This window comes from Pacificispira spongiicola (assembly GCF_012926505.1).
GTDB lineage: Bacteria > Pseudomonadota > Alphaproteobacteria > UBA8366 > Aestuariispiraceae > Pacificispira > Pacificispira spongiicola.
In genome coordinates this window covers 635,408-653,416 of sequence record NZ_JABBNT010000001.1, presented here as the reverse complement: position 1 = coordinate 653,416, position 18,009 = coordinate 635,408, and the positions used below count along the sequence as shown (strand labels likewise).

Genomic DNA, 18,009 nt, shown 5'->3' with positions numbered 1-18,009 from the left:
GTTGTTAGATTACCACTGCTTAGACATCACGTCGGTACTGGCCGTTCCAGGTGGAACGGCGAACTCTTGCGCTTGCCGCACAAGAAGCTTTTCGGTGGTCGGATCCGCGCCGTGCATCGTATTGGCCGTATCGGCATGTCCGGCGGTTCGGCTGGGTTTCCCCAAACGGGCGCGGACTTCCGCCAGCATGCGACGGCCGCTGTCGCGGTGGCTCATGATCGGTCCTGCCGTCATCGCCAGCACGTTCGGAAAACCTTGCGGGGCGAGGTCGTGCACGGTTCTTTCGCGCGCGCCCATCGGTCGGGCTGGGTCGTGTGTCAGGGGGCGGACGCCTGCCCAACAGTGTTCAATATCGCGGCGCGTGAGTTTGAGTCCCGGCAGGAAGTGATTTGCCTCCGCTAAGAGGAAGGTCAAATCGTCTTCATCGACCCGGACGTCCTTCGCATCGCCTTCGAACAGGGTTTCCGTCGGGCCGAAATAGAAAAGGTCATCGCCCATCGGCAGACCGTAGAAGGGATGGCCCGCCCGGTGCACCGTCGCGATGCCGCGATCGGCGAACCCTTCGGGCAGGTGGATGACGATATGTGCGCCTTTGGTGCCGCAGATCAACCGCTTACCGAAGTCGGCGACGTCGTCGGCCCAGGTGCCGGCCATGTTCAGCACCACGGATGCCCGGATCGTCCGATCACCGCTGCCGTTATTCAGGCATATGGACCATAGGCCGTCTTGCCCCCGGCCGCGGATTTCCGCGCGGGTGCCCAGATGGATTACCGCGCCATAGGCCTCGGCATCGCGTGCATTGTCTGTACAGATGCGGTCCGGTGCCTCGAACAGATATTCACGGAACACGGCCATGCCGCGCAAAGCGTCCGCGTCGCGCAAATGTCGGCCGATCGGGTGGTGCCGCGTTTCGTCCGCCGACAGGATATCTTGGTCCAGCGGCGGGTCGGTCGGGCCGATGGCGGCAAGCAGCCGCAGCCCGGCATCAATCTGCCAGCGCGGATAAGGACCGTCCCGCCAGATCGGGAAACCCAGTTCGATCGCGCGGGTCGCGACCGTGTCGTCCAAGGCCAATTCGGCACGTGCCTGCATCCCGTCGCGGGCCATGCCGATGGCGCGTAGGAAACGAACGGGGTGGCGGACGGCCTGCCATAACGGATTGGGCATTTCCAGATAACGCAGGCCGCAATGCAGCATGCGCGACGACCGACCGCTGGCCCCGGCGGCGAGGGTATCGGCCTCCACCAGAACGGCCCGATATCCGGCCCGCGCCAATTCCCGCAACGCCGCAGTGCCATTGATGCCCCCGCCGATGACGACGACGTCATAGGGATCGCGTGTCGTGTCGGTCACGAAAGAAGGGGATGGGGGCGGCGCTGCGTATTGCATCGGCGCAGTAGAGGCGACGGTGCAATAAAATCAAAATGCAAAATAATCCTTCCAATATGCAATTTATGCATAATGAAGATGGTGAACTAAAAGATGTGGGACAGGACCTCGTCCCGCAATTCCTCCGCATGGCCGATCAGTTCCCCCGCAAGGTCGGTCGGCATGCGGGTATTGGGGGACAGGATGGCGAAGCGGCAGGGGATTTTCGGATGAAAGGGCCGGAAGACAATGCTGGGGTCCCGATGGGTCCAGGCGGTGAAGGGGTCCACGATCCCGATCCCCATGCCGCGCTTGACCATGGCGCAGATCGGGGCGGACATCGATGTTTCCACGGTCTGATGCGGGGCAATCCCGGCGCCCTGCATGATGTCGTCGAAAATACGGCGCGCGGACACATAGCCGGTCCAGCCGACGATGCGTTCGTCGCGTAAGTGTTCCGGGCGCAGGGTGTCGGTATCCGCCGCCGGATGCGATGCCGGGATGGCCGCGACATAGGTCGTGTCGGCAAACAGGCGGGTCGCGAAACCGGAAAGGCTGAACGGCGTTTCCGCAAGGCCGAAATCCACCTGTTGCGTCGCCACCCATTTTTCAACGCTGACCGACATGCGGACGTTCAAGATGACCTTGGCATGCGGGCGGTCCGCTGAAAAACGGGAGATCGCCTCCGGCATGAACTCAAGGCCCAAGGCGGGCAGCGCGGCAACGGTGACGCCGCTTTCCCGACCTTCCTTCATACGTTTCCCGAAATCGTCGAGGGAATCCAGGGTTACGAAAAAGCGGGCGACCTCGTCGATTAGAAGATGCGCGGCATGGGTCGGCACGACCCGACCCTTGCGGCGTTCGAACAGCTTCACCCCGACATGTTCCTCCAGCTTGTCGATCATCCGACTGACGGCGGGCTGGCTGCGCCCCAGGATTCCGGCGGCACTGGAAATCGTTCCGGTTTGCATGACGACCTGAAACGCTTCGTAGATGGAAGGATGAAGGCTCATGCTGCGGGGGACTCCAACGTCAAGAGGGATCCGATCTGCAAGTCGGGGTAGCGGGCATCGACCGCCGTCAGGTCGTCGCGTAGCTCGGATAACAGCCAGTCCGCCACTTCGGCCACCACGGTCGGACGATCCGGGTCGGACTGCATTTGCAAGTAACAGGACCGGCCCGGACAAAATACCTGATCGGCCGCCGGGATCAGGTGCCCTTCGCGCAGCCAATGGGCCACGACATTCAGCCAGCCCGGCGCGATGCCCTGACCGACCAGGGCGGCTTGAACCACGACGGAATAGTCGGAAAATCGTAGCTGCGTGTCCTTGGGCTGCCCCGTCCATCCTTCCCCCGCGCCGCCGCGTCCGGAGCGATCGCCTTCCAGTTGGATTGTCGCGCCACCACTGCGTTTCGATGTTTCGGGATAGCTGGGCGCGCAGACCGGGACATAAGCCTCATGCATGACGAACTGACTGGATGTTGTATTGGTGGGGTCGTAACGCATGGCGATATCGACATTTCCGATCGGGCCGGTCACCGGACCGGGGATCAGTTGAAAGCGCAGATCGACTTGCGGAAAGACCGATTGAAAGCGCGAGATGCGCGGCATCAACCAATGCGTGGTAAAGGCCGTAGACACGGACAAGGTCACCTGCGCCTTGCCCGTTCGCCGTGCCTCGATTTCATCAAGGGCGACTTCGACCTCTTCAAAGGCTCGATCTACCGCGCGTTTCAGCAGTAATCCATTTTCCGTCAGTCGGGCCCCCGGCTTTCCGCGCAGGAACAGACTCGTTCCTAAAAACGTCTCCAATGCAGCCAAGGCCCGACTGACGGCCGGCTGCGTGACGTTCAATTCTTCCGCCGCACGCGTGAAGTTTTCATGCCGGGCCGCCGCCTCGAAAACGAACAGGGCGCTGGGGGATGGGATTTTGCGACGCAATCCATTCATAATTACAGGTTATGTTTATGCTGAGTATTTGGCAATTGCTCAGAACGCGTGAAGGGCACCATGATCGCCGCGACTTGAATGCACCCCTATTTCACGTGACCGGAGGCCGCCATGGATTTCTCACGATTTAAAGTACTCACCTTCGATATTGTCGGAACCTGCATCGATTTCGAAAAGGGTATCCTGGATGCCGTTCGTCGGATCGGCGGCGAGAAGGCTCAGGCGCTATCCGATGACGAAATCTTCCGCCCCTATTTGGAAAGCCGTGACCTGAATCCAGGCCGGTCGAGCGAGGTCTTCCGCGATGTCTACCTGCATGTCGCCAAGGAACTGGGATTGACGACGGCGGAGGAAGCCGCGCGGGATTTCCAACTGTCCGTTCTGGAATGGCCGGCCTTCGTCGATTCCGCCGCGGCGCTCGCTCGCCTGCGCACGCGGTTCCGGCTGGTCGCCATGACCAATGCGGACCGTACGGCCTACACCGCCTATAGTCATCGGCTGGGCCGCCCGTTCCATGACGCGGTGACCTTCGACGACGCGCAAACGGCGAAGCCAAACCCGCGGTTCTTCGACTTCAACCGGGGTCGCCAATCGGCGCATGGCTACCATCAGTCGGAAATCCTGCATGTCGCGCAAAGCCAGCATCACGATATCGGTGTCGCCCGCGACCTCGGCTATGCCGTGTGCTGGATCGAACGGCGCCACGACCAGGAAGGATACGGCGGTACGCCGGTTCCGAAAGCCGTGACGAAACCCGACCTGCATTTCACGAGTCTCGGCGAACTGGCCGACGCGGTCTTCGGCGTGGATAGCTGAACGTCATGACCCAACTACCCTCCCCCGCGGCGTCTTTGTGGCGCGATACGGTCGATACGTCGGCGGCGGCGGAGTTTTTAGCCTTGGACCGCGATGTCGACTGCGACGTCGCGGTCGTTGGCGCCGGATATGCCGGCTTGCATGCGGCGATGACTTTCGCCGATGCGGGGCTGGATACGGTCGTATTGGAGGCCGGGCCGATCGGGATCGGCGGCAGCGGTCGGAACGGTGGGGTCGTCTCCGCCAAATTCCGCCGCTCCTTCGTGGATTTGGCTTCGTCGCACGGCGTGGAAACCGCGCGCAGGATGTATGCGATTTCCCGTGATAGTGTCGATCATCTGACCGCGACGTTGGACCGGTTCGACTTGACCGATGTTGGGTTCCAGAAGGTCGGCGCCCTGAAATGCGCCCATAACCGCCGGGCCTTCGATCATGCGGTGGAAGAAGCGACCTGGTTGCAAGACACGCTTGGCGAAACCGGCCTGCATGTTTTGAGCCGGGATGCTGTGGAAGCGGAAACCGGGAGCCGCGATTTCGTCGGCGGCATGCTTCAGGATCAGGCCGGGACGATTCAGCCGCTATCCTATTTGTCCGGGCTGGCGACGGCGCTGTCGAACCGGGGCATTTCCATTCGAACGCAGTCCCCTGTCCTGTCGGTGACGGAAGCCGGCGGGCATGTGCTGTTACAAACGCCCGGCGGATGCGTGCGCGCTCGACAGGTGTTGATGGCGACCAACGCCTATTCGTCTCTGACGTCCGCAGGCAAGGCTTTGTCCCGCTGTGTCGTTCCCTTCCGCAGCGCCATGATCGCCACGGACATTCTGCCGCCGTCCTTGAATGCGAAATTGCTGCCCAAGGCCCGCAGCTATACGGAAACCCGCCGTATGATGCGGTGGTTCCGAAAGGTCGACGGCCGTATCCTATTCGGTGGTCGCGGCGCCTTGGGCGCGGTCGATTCGCCCGCCGCCTTCCACCGTCTTGAACGGGCGATGACCGCCATCTTCCCCGATCTCCGGGATGTACCGATTGCCCGCCGCTGGTCCGGCCATGTCGCCCTGACCTTCGACGGTCTGCCGCAGGCCGGTTCGATTTCCGATCGGATCGGCTATGCCATCGGTTTCAACGGGGCCGGTGTGGCCATGTCCGGTTATGTCGGCGCACAGCAGGCGCGGCGCATGACTGGCCATCCCGTCGATCTGTCGCTGATCGCGCGCGGGAACCTGGCACCCGTGCCGTTCTTCGCCTTCCGGGCGATCGGTGTGCGGGCCGTGACCTTCGGCTACGAAACGCTGGACGCGTTGGGCCTCTAATCGACCGGATGACCGGTCTCGAAAAAGCCACTATCTATTGGTTTGTCGCGGAAAAGGTGGCTGGGGTGCTAGGATTCGAACCTAGGAATGCCGGTACCAAAAACCGGTGCGTTAGACCGCTTCGCCACACCCCAATCCTGCCCGGGCAGGACTGCCGGACCGGGTCGCCGGAGCGGATGAAACCCGCCCTCGCGAACGGGGCGCACTTTATTCAAAGCCGCCCTGCTGGGCAAGATGGCAAACCGGGCCTTTGAGAAGATTTTTTATAAGCGGGATGACGGTGCGGCATTGCCCATGATAGGCTCTCCGAATCGCCCGATACTCGACCTCTTGGGCTGGTCCTTTCATCGATAAACCTCGGCGCCGAACCCCATGGCTTTTCAGCAATCCTTTCTCGACGAGATCCGGGCGCGCGTGCCGCTGACCCAGATTGTCGGGCGGCGCGTGGCCCTGAAACAGCGGGCGCGGGACGATTGGTGGGGCCTGTCGCCCTTCACCAACGAAAAATCGCCGTCTTTTCATGTGAAGGATGACAAGGGGTTCTACCATTGCTTCTCCACCGGGGAACATGGGGACCATTTCTCCTGGCTGATGCAGGTGGAGGGGTTGAGCTTCCCGGAGGCCGTGGAGACCGTGGCCGGTTTGGCCGGGATGGAAGTTCCCAAATCCACGCCGGAAGAACGCCAGCGCGAGGAACGCCGCAAGGACCTGACCGACGTCGTCGCCTTCGCCGTCGATTGGTATTCGCGCCAGCTTCATTCCCCGACGGGTAAGGATGCACGCGACTATCTGGCCGGACGCGGGCTGGAGGCGATGACGATCGAGGCGTTCCAGATCGGATACGCCCCCGACAACCGAGACGCCCTGGCCGAAGCCGCGAAGGAACAGGGCATCGATATGCCGATGCTGATCGAGGCGGGCCTGTATCGGAAGCCGGATGACGGTCGCTCGCCTTATCCGCTGTTCCGCGACCGCATCATGTTCCCGATCAACGACCGGCGCGGCCGTCCCATCGCCTTCGGCGGGCGGTTCATGGGCGATGCGAAGGCCGTCGGCGTCGGGAAATACATCAATTCCCCCGACACGCCGCTCTTCGACAAATCGCGCAATCTCTACAACCTGGACCGCGCCCGCGAGCCTGCGCGTCAGGGTGAGACGATGCTGGTCGTCGAAGGCTATATGGACGTGATCGCGCTGTGGCAGGCAGGCTTTCCGGCGGCGGTCGCGCCGCTGGGAACGGCGGTGACGGAACAGCAGATCTCGGAACTGTGGCGGCATGTGGACGAACCGGTCCTGTGCCTGGACGGCGACGTGGCCGGGCAGAAAGCGGCGATCCGCGCGGGCGAACGGGCCCTGCCGGGGTTGTTGCCGGGGAAAAGCCTGTCCTTCGCCTTTATGCCGGAGGGGGAGGACCCCGACAGCCTTGTCCAGGGACCGGGCGGGGCGAAGGCCATGAGCGACCTGGTCGGACGGGCGCAGCCCCTGGCCGATTTCCTGTTTGAAACGGAAAGCCACGGTGTCCGGCTGGACACCCCCGAACGGCGTGCGCGGTTGGAGGCCGATCTGTTTCACCTGATCGCGGGGATCAAGGACGAATTGGTCCGGCGCGAATATCAGCGATCCTTCCGCGATATGCTGTTCCAGCTGCACAGAAAACACAGTCAGGCGCGAATCAAAAAGGCGCGCGGCGAGGCAATCCGCGATTATCGGAACAATCGCAAGCCCGGTCGCGGCGGCGGGTCGATGGGGCCGACCGCGGAACAGCCCTTCGGGCGCGAGCGCCTGATGGAAGGGGCCAGCAAGCGCTTGGTTCGGCGGCGTCAGGAGATCGTGCTGGCGGTGCTGGTCAATCATCCGAGCTTGATTGCGGAGTATGATGAGGCCCTAGACGCCTTCGCTTTCGATCCCGACCTTGACAAGCTGCGTTCGGAACTTCAAAAACACGCGCTGTCGGGCAAGGAGCTTGACCCCGAGGCGCTGACGCACCACTTGATCGCGGGTGGGGCGGAAGCGCCTTTGTCTGCTGTTCTGGGACGGGACGTGTTGATGCTTGCCCCGCAAGCGAAGCCGACGGCCCCTTTGGCGGAGGCGCGGCAGCTGTTGGATCACCTGCTTCTGATCCGGCAACAGCATGCCCTGATCGGGGAATACAGGCTTGCGGGTCGGACCGGCACGTCGGCGGGGGATGCTGGCGACGATCGGCTGAAGGCCTTGCGCCGCAGCATGGATGACGGCGAAGGCCAACTTGGCGCGGACCTGTCGGATTATGGGGATTGACCCGATATCGGACGATTTGGTCCGGGGCAGGGTGAGTAGCGTGGTTTTGGGGCTGGTCGATACTCGAATTTGGATCGCGGCGGAACGGATCGTCGCGGCTGGATAAGGAATACGGACAATATGGCGAGCAAGGCGGAATCGAACGAAGCGACCGAGAACACCGAAGAACAAGGTGACGGCCCGGTCCTTGAGGACGCCCATTCCGCGGTCAAGAAACTGATCCAAAAAGGCAAGGAACGCGGTTTCATCTCGATCGACGAGCTGAACGAAGCGCTGCCTCAGGAACAGGTTTCCTCCGAACAGATCGAAGACGTGATGACCATGTTGAACGACATGGGCATCAATGTCGTGGACGGCGAAGAGCAGGAAGGCGAGGGCGACGCCCGTGGGCCGGCCGAAGAACGCGCCGAATCCGGTGAGGTCGCGGGCAACATTTCCGACGATGAGGTCGGCCGGACGGACGATCCGGTGCGCATGTATCTGCGCGAAATGGGCTCCGTCGAGCTGCTGTCGCGCGAAGGCGAAATCGCCATCGCGAAGCGGATCGAGGCGGGGCGCGAGAAGATGATCGGCGCGCTGTGTGAAAGCCCGCTGACAATGCGCGCCATCACCGACTGGCACGACCAGTTGGTCGAAGGCCAGATTCTGCTGCGCGACGTGATCGATTTGGATGCCACCATGTCTTCCGGCCCGGATGCCGAGGATATGGCGGAAATCGAAAACGACGACGAAGAAGACGAAACCGAGGCCGAAGCGGAAGCCGGGGCTGAGGAAGAAGAGAAAGCGCCTGCTAAGGCGACAGAGAAAGCCGCGGAGAAGCCCGCCGAACCCGCTAAAACGGAAGCTGCACCGGCTGCTGCACCGGCTGCCGAGGGCGACGAAGCAGCCCAGGCGGCTGACGGTGACGGTAACGGCGACGACGAGGATGCCGACGGCGAAGACAACAACATGTCGCTCGCCGCCATGGAACAGGCCCTGAAGCCGACCGTCCTGCAAACCTTCGAGGCGATTTCCGAAACCTATTCCAAACTGCAGCGCGCGCAGGATAAGCGCGTGTCGACCATGCAGCGCGGCGAGGCCGTGTCCCGGTCCACGGAACGGACCTACGACAAGCATCGCAAGGAACTGATCCAACTGATGGATGAGGTCCGCCTGAACAACATCCGCATCGAACAGCTGGTCGAAGAACTGTATTCGATCAACAAGAACCTGATGCAGTTGGAAGGCAAGCTGCTGCGTCTGGCGCTGGACTGCAAGATCGACCGCGAGGCCTTCCTGGAAAGCTATTACGGGCGCGAGCTCGACCCGAATTGGCTTGAGGAAATGGCCGACGTCAACAATGCCTGGGCCAAGTTCGCCGCCAAATATGTCGGCAAGATCGAAGAACTGCGCATGGGCATCGGCGAAGTTGCGAATGAAGCGGGCATGCCGATTCCGGAATTCCGCCGGATCACCTCCACCGTCCAGCAGGGCGAGCGGGAGGCGAGCCGCGCGAAGAAGGAAATGGTCGAGGCGAACCTGCGTCTCGTCATCTCCATCGCCAAGAAATACACGAACCGCGGCCTTCAGTTCCTGGACCTTATCCAGGAAGGGAATATCGGCCTGATGAAGGCGGTGGATAAGTTCGAATACCGGCGCGGTTACAAATTCTCGACCTATGCGACATGGTGGATTCGTCAGGCGATTACCCGGTCCATCGCGGATCAGGCGCGCACGATCCGTATCCCGGTGCATATGATCGAAACGATCAACAAGCTGGTTCGGACGTCCCGCCAGATGCTGCACGAAATCGGCCGGGAGCCGACGCCGGAGGAACTGGCCGAAAAACTGGCCATGCCGCTGGAAAAGGTGCGCAAGGTCCTGAAGATCGCGAAGGAGCCGATCTCCCTCGAAACCCCGATCGGGGACGAGGAAGACAGCCATCTGGGCGACTTCATCGAAGACAAGAACGCGCTGCTGCCGTCCGACGCGGCGATCCATTCGAATCTGCGCGAAACGACGACGCGGGTTCTGGCATCGCTTACCCCGCGTGAGGAACGCGTGCTGCGCATGCGTTTCGGGATCGGCATGAACACCGACCACACGCTGGAAGAAGTCGGCCAGCAGTTCAGCGTTACCCGCGAACGTATTCGCCAGATCGAAGCGAAGGCGCTGCGCAAACTGAAACACCCGAGCCGCAGCCGCAAATTGCGCAGTTTCCTGGACTATTAAGGCCGGATCGTTCGGTGGAACGAGGGCCGGTACCGCACGCCATGGGCCATGCGGTGCCGGCCTTTCTCTTTTTCGGGAGAATTTCGTGATGGAAGGCTGGGGTGGCGGCCGTTTCCGGACGGTTCTGGATCAATCCGTCGCCCCCTATTTGTGGCGGCCTTGGTATGACCGTGTTGCGACGCCCGCCATCGCCCGGTTGTTCTTTCCACTGTCCCGTGCTTGGGCGGCTGCCGTTGCGGCGCAGGGTGATCCCGATGTTTTTCACGCAACCGTCGATACCGGTCCGCCGCGTCGACTGGTCGGCGTCAAGCTTTTGGGGGCCGTGGATCGAGCCTGGCGGGAATACACTGAGGCATTGGACGATTGGGAAGCCGCCTTCTTCGGTGGAGAGGGACCGTCGGAGGCGCTGAACGGCTTGGACCGACGCCGACTTACCCTGGCGCGAAAAGCGATGGCGTTGCGGGCGGGATTCCTGCCGGCCCATCTGGAACGGTCCTTTCCGGCCATTCGCTTCGAAATAGAGAATGCCGTCACGGTGGAGGCCCGACACGGTGTACGCCTTGCGGCCCCGGACGGACTGATGTCTCCACCCGATGCGCCGGATATCCGGCAGAGCCGGCCGTTCCTGCGGGACGGTGTGGTTTGGCGCTGGGGGCGCTTCGCGACGCCGGATGGCGCGGCTTCGCCTCCGGCGGAAGCGCGCATTCGCGAACCGGCGGGACGGGTGCCACGCGGCACGATGATCTTCGCCCACGGTATCGGCATGGAAACGGAAATGTGGGGCGAGGAGGGGACGATTCCCGACTGGTTCCTGGCGCAGGGCTTCCGCGTTATCGAGCCGCAGGGACCGTGGCATGCCCGCCGCCGCTTGGACGGCTGGTATGGCGGGGAGCCGATTTTCGCGCATGGGCCCGGCGGATTGCTGGATTATTCCTGGCTGCATGTCCGGGAGATCGGAACCTGGATCGCCCATGCCCGGGAATTGGACGCGGAACGGGATGTCGTGTCGCCGGGGCCGGTTCTGCTATCCGGAATCAGCCTGGGCGCGTTGACGGTGATGCAGCTTCTGTCCTGGGCGCGGCGTTGGCGGGCGGAGGCGCGGCCCGATTTTGCGTTGTTGATCGCGCCCGCGGCTTCCCTGACGGAAGTCGCCTATCGCGGCTCTCTGACCGGATCGATGGGGGTGCCGCAAGCCTTGGCGCAGGCCGGTTGGACGGAAGAAACCGTTGGCCGCTGGTCGCCGCTGTTGGATGCGGCCGATAGCCCGGCGATCAACCCTGACCGGATCGGCATCGTTTTGGGCGACGTGGACGAGATCACCCCCTATGCCTCCGGCGAGGACCTTGTTCGGCAATGGGCGGTCCCGGCGGAGAATGTCTGGACCCGCAATCAGGGGCATTTCACAGTGTCTTTGGGCCTGACCTCGGCGCCGGAGCCGCTGCATAGAATGCTGGAACTGGTCGCTACGTGACGGACTTTCCGGGCCGGCTGTATCGCCGACCCGGACACCAAGGCGGACCGGCCGCTTTCGGAACCGGTCTTAGAAGGAATAGGAAAGTCCGATGAGGGCCGAGGGGCTCGTATCTTCCTTGACCAGCGGACTGTCGGCCGCATCGCCGAGGATATGGGAAATGCCGATCGAACCGACGGCGTTGATGCTGTCCGTAATGCGATACCCTGCGGCGACGCGAAAGGTAACGTTCTTGAATCCTCCGGATGGCTCGTATTGGGCGTATCCGGATGCCGCCGCTTCCGACGCATCGATGCCGAAATAGCTGTTCATGTATTTCTCGTTCGCCCAGGTTGTTCCGAGGCTGGGCGTAATCGTAAGGCGGTCCGTCGGTCGCACCGGGTAGGCGACGGTGGCATTGACCGTCATGCCCCTGTCGGTCTCGGTGACGGCCTGGGTCGTTGCGAGTGTTGTTACGAACCCCCGGACTCTTCCGGACACGAAAAGACGCGCGCCGAAGGCGTCGTCCACGCCGTCGATACCGGTCGCAACGTCGTCTTCGTCGTATCCTTTCATCCAATTGACGCCCACGCCCGCCGTAATCGTATCGGTTTCAACGACGTTCAGACCGATGCCGCTTCCGGTTTTTGCGAAGAAACGACCATATTTCACGTCGACGAGCGGAACCGGGTCGACCGCGTATTCGTCGGATCCTTCATATGTCGGTGCGATTGCGGCACCTATTCCGAGTACCCAGTGATCCGAGCCCTGCTTTTCGGTGCTGCTTCCGTCATCTTCTGCCGTCGCGGTCCGAACCGTCGAATCCGCCTTGGTCGGCGAAGGAATCCCGATCATCAGAACAGCCGTCGCGAACAGTATGCCGATGGTGAACGGTCGCGTCGGCCCGGAATCTCTTGTCATTTTTTCGCTCCTCGAATAAGAATCCATGGCGCATCTTATAGCGGTCTCTTTTGTCATCCGTCAAGATGCATAAATGTATCTTATTGAGTGTGACCGACGTTTTGAGGAAACTGAACGATGAAGGGACGACGGCGCGGCGCAGCGTTGGAAAATGCACTTCTGGATGCCGCTTGGGAGGAATTGGCCGAACGCGGCTATGCCGGTTTTACGATGGAAGATGTTGCTGTCAGGGCGGGGACGAGCCGGCCCGTTCTGGCGCGGCGATGGAACGGTAAGGCGGAACTGGCGATCGCGGCGATCCGCAAGCGGATGGCGATAGCGCCACTGGACGTTCCCGACCGCGGCGATGTCCGGACGGAATTGCTGGAATACTTGGAGCGCGCGTCGGCGCGCGCCCGCGAGATCGCCGCCGCTTTTACCTTATTCACAAGCGGTTATTTCCAGGAGACCGCGTCTTCCCCGTCCGATTTGCAAGCAGCTTTGTCGGCAGGCGAGACGCGCACGCTGGCAACGATTCTGGATCGAGCGGTGGAAAGAGGCGAGATCGATCAGGCGAAGCTGACGGGGGCGATCGCATCCTTGTTGAGCGATTTGTTCCGCTATCACGTCATTATGACATTCTCTGCGCCGCCTGACGATTTGCGAACCGAATGGGTGGATGGGATTTTCCTCCCGTTGGTGAGGCGGGCGTGACCGCTGAGTGCCCATTACCAGATATGCCAGCCACAATTGCCAAGCTATGTAAGATCCCCCCGACGGGCATGCGGAAAGCGCAGAAGGAATTTGCTATTCCTCCAAAAAGGATAGGACTATAGCGCTGCGTCATTCGGATTGCGGTCCGGTTGGATGGAAGCGATGGATACGGTTTTGGAACAGGCGGCGATACGGCCCGCGACTTTGGACGATGTCGACACCTTGGTCGGTATCGAAAACGCGTGTTTCGAAACCGACCGGATCAGCCGCCGAAGCTTCCGGCATCTGCTGGCCAAGGGACACCAGGCGACCCGCGTCCTGACCGACCCGCAGGGCCGTATCGTCGGCTATGCCATGGTGCTGTTCCATCGCGGGACGTCGCTTGCCCGGCTTTATTCCCTGGCGGTCGATCCGGATCGGCGGGGGCAGGGATATGCGCGAGCCTTGTTGCAGGCGGCGGAAGACGCGGCCCGCGCGGAAGCGGCTTTCCTGCGTCTTGAGGTCCGGTCCGACAATGACGGCGCCATCGACCTGTATAAGCGCGCGGGCTACCAGCCCTTTGGCAAGATTCCGGGCTATTACGAAGACGGCGGCGACGCGCTGCGCATGGAAAAGGTCCTGGTCGGGACGACCCCGGCGGGGCTGGAAAAAATTCCCTATTATGCGCAAAGCCTGGATTTCACCTGCGGGCCTGCCTGTTTGTTGATGGCCTTCGCGGCGTTGCGGCCCGGATACGACCTGTCCCGGACGGAAGAACTGCGTCTGTGGCGGGAGGCGACGACGATCTTCATGACGCGCGGCCCGGCGGGTTGTTCCCCCTATGGCATGGCGCTGGCGGCGGCGGATCGCGGCTTTACCGTCAGCCTGAACGTCCGCGACCCCGACATGATGTTCGTGGACACCGTGCGCAACCCGGTGAAGAAGGACGTAATCCGGCTGGTCCAGGAAGACTATCTGGCCCAGTTGGAGGAACGCGGCATTCCCGTGGTGGAAAGCCCGTTGACCACGGCGGAACTGGAGGCGGTCCTGGCGGAAGGCGGAGTCCCGATCATCCTGATCTCCACCTATGCGCTGGATAGGGAAAAGGTGCCGCATTGGGTCGTTGTGGTGGCCATGGACGACCGGTTCGTGTTCGTGCACGATCCCTTCGTCGACCCGGATGTTATTCAGAGCCAGACCGATCGAATGGCTCTGCCGATCCCGCGGGAGGATTTCGAACGCATGTCCCGCTATGGCCGCGCGCGTCAACGCGCCGCCCTCGTCCTTCGCTAACCTTGAACTAGACTGTGGAGTATCCGGCATGGGCCGCACCGTCTTCATCCTCGACGATCCCAAGGATTTTCCGTTCCCCGGGCCGGGGCGGGAAACGATTTCCGCCCGCGACTACCTAGCGCGGGACAAGCCCTATTCGACTCGCACGCGCTTGATCAACCTGTGCGGCGATTACAGCTATCTCAGCAAGGGCTACTATTGCGCCCTGACGGCGGAAGCGCGCGGCGACAAGATCCTGCCCTCGGCGGAAGCCATGCTCTGGGTCGGCTGGAAGCGTATCTATCGCCGGGCGTTGGGCGACCTGGAACGCGCGCTGACCAAGGCCCTGACGCGCGGCAAGTCCGATACACCGGAAGCCGCGACCGGTTCGATTACGGTCTGCTTCGGCACGACGGAAGAAACGCGCTTCAAGGCGTTGGCCCGGTCGGCCTTCGACGCCTTCCGTTGTCCGATCCTGCGCATCCAATATGAACGCGCGGAAACGGAACGCGGGGAAAGCCTGTACCGTATCCGGGATGTGAAGGTGCCGAACTGGCGGACGCTGCCCGCCGCCGACCGGACTCTGTTTGAACGCGGCCTGGACGGCTACATGAAACGCAGCCGCCCGAATGCGGGGCAGGCCCGCCCGCCGCGATATACCCTGGCGGTTCTGGTCGACCCGAAGGAGGCGATGCCGCCAACCAACAAGCAGGGTATCGAACGGCTGATCCGGGCCGGGGTGTCGCTGGGCGTGAAGGTGGAACCGATCGTCGCCCGCGACCTGCCGCGTCTGGCGGAATTCGATGCGCTGTTCATCCGCGAGACGACGGCACTGGACCACCATACCTACCGTTTCGCGAAACGGGCGGAGCAGGAAGGCATTCCGTGCATCGACGATGCCGGGTCCATCCTGCGCTGCACGAATAAGGTCTATCTGGCTGAACTGTTCCGCACCTATAACATCCCGGCGCCGAAGACTGTGGTGATCGATAAGGGGAATCTGGAAAAGGTCGCGGCGGAAAGCGACTATCCGCTGGTCCTGAAAGTGCCGGACGGGGCGTTCTCGAAGGGCGTGAAGCGGGCCGACGATGCCGGACAGATGCTGTCCCTGGGGCGGGAGATGCTGGCCCATTCGGATTTGATCCTGGGGCAGGAATATCTGCGCACCGATTACGATTGGCGCATCGGGATTTTGAACGGCGTGCCGTTCTATGCGTCGAAATACTTCATGGCACGCGGCCACTGGCAGATCATCAACCACGCGGCGAAGGGCGGTCCGGACGAAGGCGGGTTCAGCACCGTCGATATCGACGAGGTCCCGCAGCGTATCCTGGACGCGGCCCTGGCCGCCGCGCGCCCCATCGGCAACGGTCTCTATGGGGTCGATTGCAAGCTGGTGGATGAGGATCGCGCCGTGGTGATCGAGGTAAACGACAATCCCAGCATCGATGCCGGTGTCGAGGACAAGCTGCTGAAAGACGAGTTGTGGCGCACGATCCTGCGCGACTTCATCCGGCGGATCGAAGAAGCGCGTTAAACGCGTCATCGGAACGCTGGCAAACCGGGAAAGCCTTTGCTATACGCGAGGCTTACCGGACGGAATCGCGCCGGTCGGTGGGCCTGTAGCTCAGTTGGTTAGAGCGGACCGCTCATAACGGTTTGGTCGCGGGTTCGAGTCCTGCCGGGCCCACCATCTTTTCGTCGCGCGCCGCCGCCAGCCAAACCGGCAAGCTACGGTTCCGGTTCGATGTTTCACATCGAACCTCCACCATTCTTCCCCTGTTGTAACGCCCGCCCTCGAAATCGCGCAGTTTCGGCAATTGAACGGGTCCGAAGGCGCCGATAGAGTGCCGATCTGATGCGTTGATTGTGCGGGAGGGTGCCAAAAATGGCGACAGAGTGCGTGCTCGTTTCGGGCGGAAGGGTTTTCACGGCGGACCCGGGGTTACCCTGGGCTGAGGCCGTGGTGATACGGAACGATCGCATTGTGTTCGTCGGGGACCTGAAGGAAGCGGCGTCGATTGCCGGAGAAGACCCGACAAAGATTGATGCTGCGGGTGGCCTGATCATGCCGGGCTTCGTCGATGGTCACGTTCACGTGGCGATGACGGGGGCATCGATGCGCAAGGCCCAATTGCGCGGCGCGGGAAGTGTCGAGGAAATCCGACGGCGCGTTCTTAAATGGGCGAACGAGCATCCTGACGAACCGCGCGTTCTCGGCACATCGTGGGTTCACGGAGATATCCCCAACGGGCAGCCGAACAAGTCGATGCTCGATGATATTGTGCCTGATCGGCCGGTATATCTTGAAGCCTTCGATTTCCATTCGTCATGGCTGAACTCTCAGGCACTCCGGGAGCTTGGTATTGATGACGCCACGCCCGATCCCGTTGGAGGCGAGATCGTTCGCGATCCGACAAGCGGCGAAGCGACGGGGTGGCTCCAGGAAACGGCATCGACCAACATGGTTTGGCCGTTGCTGAGTAACGTTTCCGACGATGAACTCGAAAAGCAGGTGTTGGTCGCGGCGGAGGCGTTTTCGCGCGCCGGGATTACGTCCGTCGTGGAGATGGCGCTCGAAGAACGCGTGCTGGAATCCATCGCCCGAATCCAGGCTGCCGGGAAGCTTACCGTCCGCGTTGTCGGCCATATGATCATTTGGCGCACTGGTGATCTGGACGACGAAATACGTCAGGTCGAACGAGCGGCGGAACTTGCACGCCAGTACCAGGGCGACATGCTTCGAGTGATCGGCATCAAACTTATTGGTGACGGTACGATCGACGGCTGTACGGCTGCATTGAGCCAACCCTATACGGATGGCACCAACTGCGATCCGATTTGGCCGGCGGAGGTATTGACGCCGATCGTTGCGGCTGCGGATAAGGTCGGTCTTCAGGTCGCCATCCACGCGATTGGCGATGCGACGATCGATGCGGCGATTGACGCTATTGAAGGGGCCGCGACAGTCAATGCCACAACGGGACGCCGCCACCGGATCGAACATCTTGAATATGCCCGGGACGACCAGATTGAACGCATCGGCACCCTCGGCATTACGGCATCCATGCAACCCGTTCATGTAAATCCGGCTTATCTTTCGAACTGGCTGGAAAAGATCGGGCCGGAGCGCGGCGAAAACGGCTTTGCCTGGCCTCTATATATCAAGGCGGGGGCGCCGCTGGCCTTTGGTACGGATACCCCAACAGCACCGTATGAGGCGCTTCCGAATATGTATATCGCGGCGACCCGGAAAGCGCCCGGCGACGACACGATCGCACCGCACCGACCGGATTGGGCCTTACCAATGGAAGACGCGCTCACCCATGGAACCCGCGAACCGGCTTGGGCAGCTCATCTTGATTCCGTCACAGGGATGCTGAAACCGGGATTGGCCGCCGATGTCGTCATCCTGGATACGGACTTCTTCCAAGAGGGACCGGCGGCACTTTTGAAAACGGATGTTCGTCTTACAATGGTTGGCGGTAAGGTCGTTTTCTCCGCTTAACAACATGACAGTATGCGGACGTTTCGTCTTATATGCACGTCTTCGGCCCACTCCCTGCGGTCGATCCTGACCCCGACTGTTCGTGGCCGGGTGCTGACACGCTTTTGCCTCGATAGCTGTTAAAGCCGGTTCGCGAGTTTGTCGGCTTTATCGAGCCCGTCCGGTTTGATCGACGGACATAGAACGCGAGCCAAACGCTCTTCACGTTCCCTAGGACAGTCCAACGGACGGGTTAGCGGTTATGAGAGCCGTT

Annotated in this window: 13 protein-coding genes and 2 tRNA genes; 10 read left to right on the top strand and 5 right to left on the bottom strand. The window is 61.8% G+C overall.

Going from position 1 to position 18,009, the window contains the following annotated elements; all coding sequences use genetic code 11:
* Positions 1–9: 9 nt before the first annotated feature.
* The 3 genes from HH303_RS03040 to HH303_RS03030 all read right to left on the bottom strand — a co-directional run bounded on the left by HH303_RS03040 (position 10) and on the right by HH303_RS03030 (position 3,310).
* A complete protein-coding gene (locus tag HH303_RS03040; protein ID WP_319637293.1) occupies positions 10–1,353 on the bottom strand; it encodes an FAD-dependent oxidoreductase in 1,344 nt (447 codons plus the stop codon).
* 122 nt (positions 1,354–1,475) lie between these two features.
* Positions 1,476–2,381, bottom strand: coding sequence for a LysR family transcriptional regulator (locus HH303_RS03035; protein WP_169623713.1), 906 nt, complete (start codon positions 2,379–2,381; stop codon positions 1,476–1,478).
* Entirely contained in the window at positions 2,378–3,310 is a 933-nt protein-coding gene (locus HH303_RS03030) for a LysR family transcriptional regulator (protein ID WP_227421483.1), read from the bottom strand. Before HH303_RS03030 ends, HH303_RS03035 begins: the two co-directional genes overlap by 4 nt.
* A gap of 120 nt (positions 3,311–3,430) precedes the next feature.
* On the opposite strand from HH303_RS03030, the gene HH303_RS03025 reads away from it, so the two are divergent.
* Complete coding sequence (locus tag HH303_RS03025; protein ID WP_169623711.1) at positions 3,431–4,135, top strand: HAD-IA family hydrolase; 705 nt, start codon at positions 3,431–3,433, stop codon at positions 4,133–4,135.
* A 5-nt stretch (positions 4,136–4,140) separates the two neighbouring features.
* On the top strand, positions 4,141–5,445 hold the full coding sequence (locus HH303_RS03020; protein ID WP_169623710.1) for an NAD(P)/FAD-dependent oxidoreductase: 1,305 nt from the start codon (positions 4,141–4,143) through the stop codon (positions 5,443–5,445).
* Between the two features lie 57 nt (positions 5,446–5,502).
* On the opposite strand, the gene HH303_RS03015 is transcribed toward HH303_RS03020, so the two are convergent.
* Positions 5,503–5,579, bottom strand: a tRNA-Gln gene (locus HH303_RS03015).
* A gap of 238 nt (positions 5,580–5,817) precedes the next feature.
* On the opposite strand from HH303_RS03015, the gene dnaG reads away from it, so the two are divergent.
* The 3 genes from dnaG to HH303_RS03000 all read left to right on the top strand — a co-directional run bounded on the left by dnaG (position 5,818) and on the right by HH303_RS03000 (position 11,404).
* Positions 5,818–7,722 (top strand): DNA primase, encoded by a 1,905-nt coding sequence (gene dnaG, locus HH303_RS03010; protein WP_169623709.1) that lies wholly within the window; start codon positions 5,818–5,820, stop codon positions 7,720–7,722.
* Between the two features lie 120 nt (positions 7,723–7,842).
* On the top strand, positions 7,843–9,933 hold the full coding sequence (gene rpoD / locus HH303_RS03005; protein WP_169623708.1) for an RNA polymerase sigma factor RpoD: 2,091 nt from the start codon (positions 7,843–7,845) through the stop codon (positions 9,931–9,933).
* 88 nt (positions 9,934–10,021) lie between these two features.
* Positions 10,022–11,404 (top strand): alpha/beta hydrolase family protein, encoded by a 1,383-nt coding sequence (locus HH303_RS03000; protein ID WP_169623707.1) that lies wholly within the window; start codon positions 10,022–10,024, stop codon positions 11,402–11,404.
* Between the two features lie 69 nt (positions 11,405–11,473).
* Here HH303_RS03000 and HH303_RS02995 read toward each other — a convergent pair whose 3' ends face one another.
* Positions 11,474–12,304: a MipA/OmpV family protein gene (locus tag HH303_RS02995; protein ID WP_169623706.1), complete on the bottom strand. Its 831-nt coding sequence runs from the start codon at positions 12,302–12,304 to the stop codon at positions 11,474–11,476.
* Positions 12,305–12,421: 117 nt separating this feature from the next.
* Between HH303_RS02995 and HH303_RS02990 the strand changes: the two genes are divergently transcribed.
* The 5 genes from HH303_RS02990 (at position 12,422) to HH303_RS02970 (ending at position 17,756) form a co-directional block, all read left to right on the top strand.
* Entirely contained in the window at positions 12,422–12,997 is a 576-nt protein-coding gene (locus tag HH303_RS02990; protein WP_169623705.1) for a TetR/AcrR family transcriptional regulator, read from the top strand.
* Between the two features lie 162 nt (positions 12,998–13,159).
* Positions 13,160–14,269: a GNAT family N-acetyltransferase/peptidase C39 family protein gene (locus HH303_RS02985; RefSeq protein ID WP_227421482.1), complete on the top strand. Its 1,110-nt coding sequence runs from the start codon at positions 13,160–13,162 to the stop codon at positions 14,267–14,269.
* 28 nt (positions 14,270–14,297) lie between these two features.
* Positions 14,298–15,785: a RimK family protein gene (locus HH303_RS02980; protein ID WP_169623703.1), complete on the top strand. Its 1,488-nt coding sequence runs from the start codon at positions 14,298–14,300 to the stop codon at positions 15,783–15,785.
* Between the two features lie 79 nt (positions 15,786–15,864).
* A tRNA-Ile gene (locus HH303_RS02975) sits at positions 15,865–15,941 on the top strand.
* A 195-nt stretch (positions 15,942–16,136) separates the two neighbouring features.
* Complete coding sequence (locus HH303_RS02970) at positions 16,137–17,756, top strand: amidohydrolase (protein ID WP_227421564.1); 1,620 nt, start codon at positions 16,137–16,139, stop codon at positions 17,754–17,756.
* Positions 17,757–18,009 lie beyond the last annotated feature (253 nt).

Excerpts from the sequence above, each read along its gene's own strand:
- HH303_RS03025 (WP_169623711.1), top strand. The coding sequence starts at position 3,431 with ATGGATTTCTCACGATTTAAAGTACTCACCTTCGATATTGTCGGAACC.
- dnaG (WP_169623709.1), top strand. The coding sequence starts at position 5,818 with ATGGCTTTTCAGCAATCCTTTCTCGACGAGATCCGGGCGCGCGTGCCG.
- HH303_RS03020 (WP_169623710.1), top strand. The coding sequence starts at position 4,141 with ATGACCCAACTACCCTCCCCCGCGGCGTCTTTGTGGCGCGATACGGTC.
- HH303_RS02990 (WP_169623705.1), top strand. The coding sequence starts at position 12,422 with ATGAAGGGACGACGGCGCGGCGCAGCGTTGGAAAATGCACTTCTGGAT.
- HH303_RS03000 (WP_169623707.1), top strand. The coding sequence starts at position 10,022 with ATGGAAGGCTGGGGTGGCGGCCGTTTCCGGACGGTTCTGGATCAATCC.
- HH303_RS02995 (WP_169623706.1), bottom strand. The coding sequence starts at position 12,304 with ATGACAAGAGATTCCGGGCCGACGCGACCGTTCACCATCGGCATACTG.
- HH303_RS03035 (WP_169623713.1), bottom strand. The coding sequence starts at position 2,381 with ATGAGCCTTCATCCTTCCATCTACGAAGCGTTTCAGGTCGTCATGCAA.
- HH303_RS02980 (WP_169623703.1), top strand. The coding sequence starts at position 14,298 with ATGGGCCGCACCGTCTTCATCCTCGACGATCCCAAGGATTTTCCGTTC.
- HH303_RS02970 (WP_227421564.1), top strand. The coding sequence starts at position 16,137 with ATGGCGACAGAGTGCGTGCTCGTTTCGGGCGGAAGGGTTTTCACGGCG.
- HH303_RS02985 (WP_227421482.1), top strand. The coding sequence starts at position 13,160 with ATGGATACGGTTTTGGAACAGGCGGCGATACGGCCCGCGACTTTGGAC.
- rpoD (WP_169623708.1), top strand. The coding sequence starts at position 7,843 with ATGGCGAGCAAGGCGGAATCGAACGAAGCGACCGAGAACACCGAAGAA.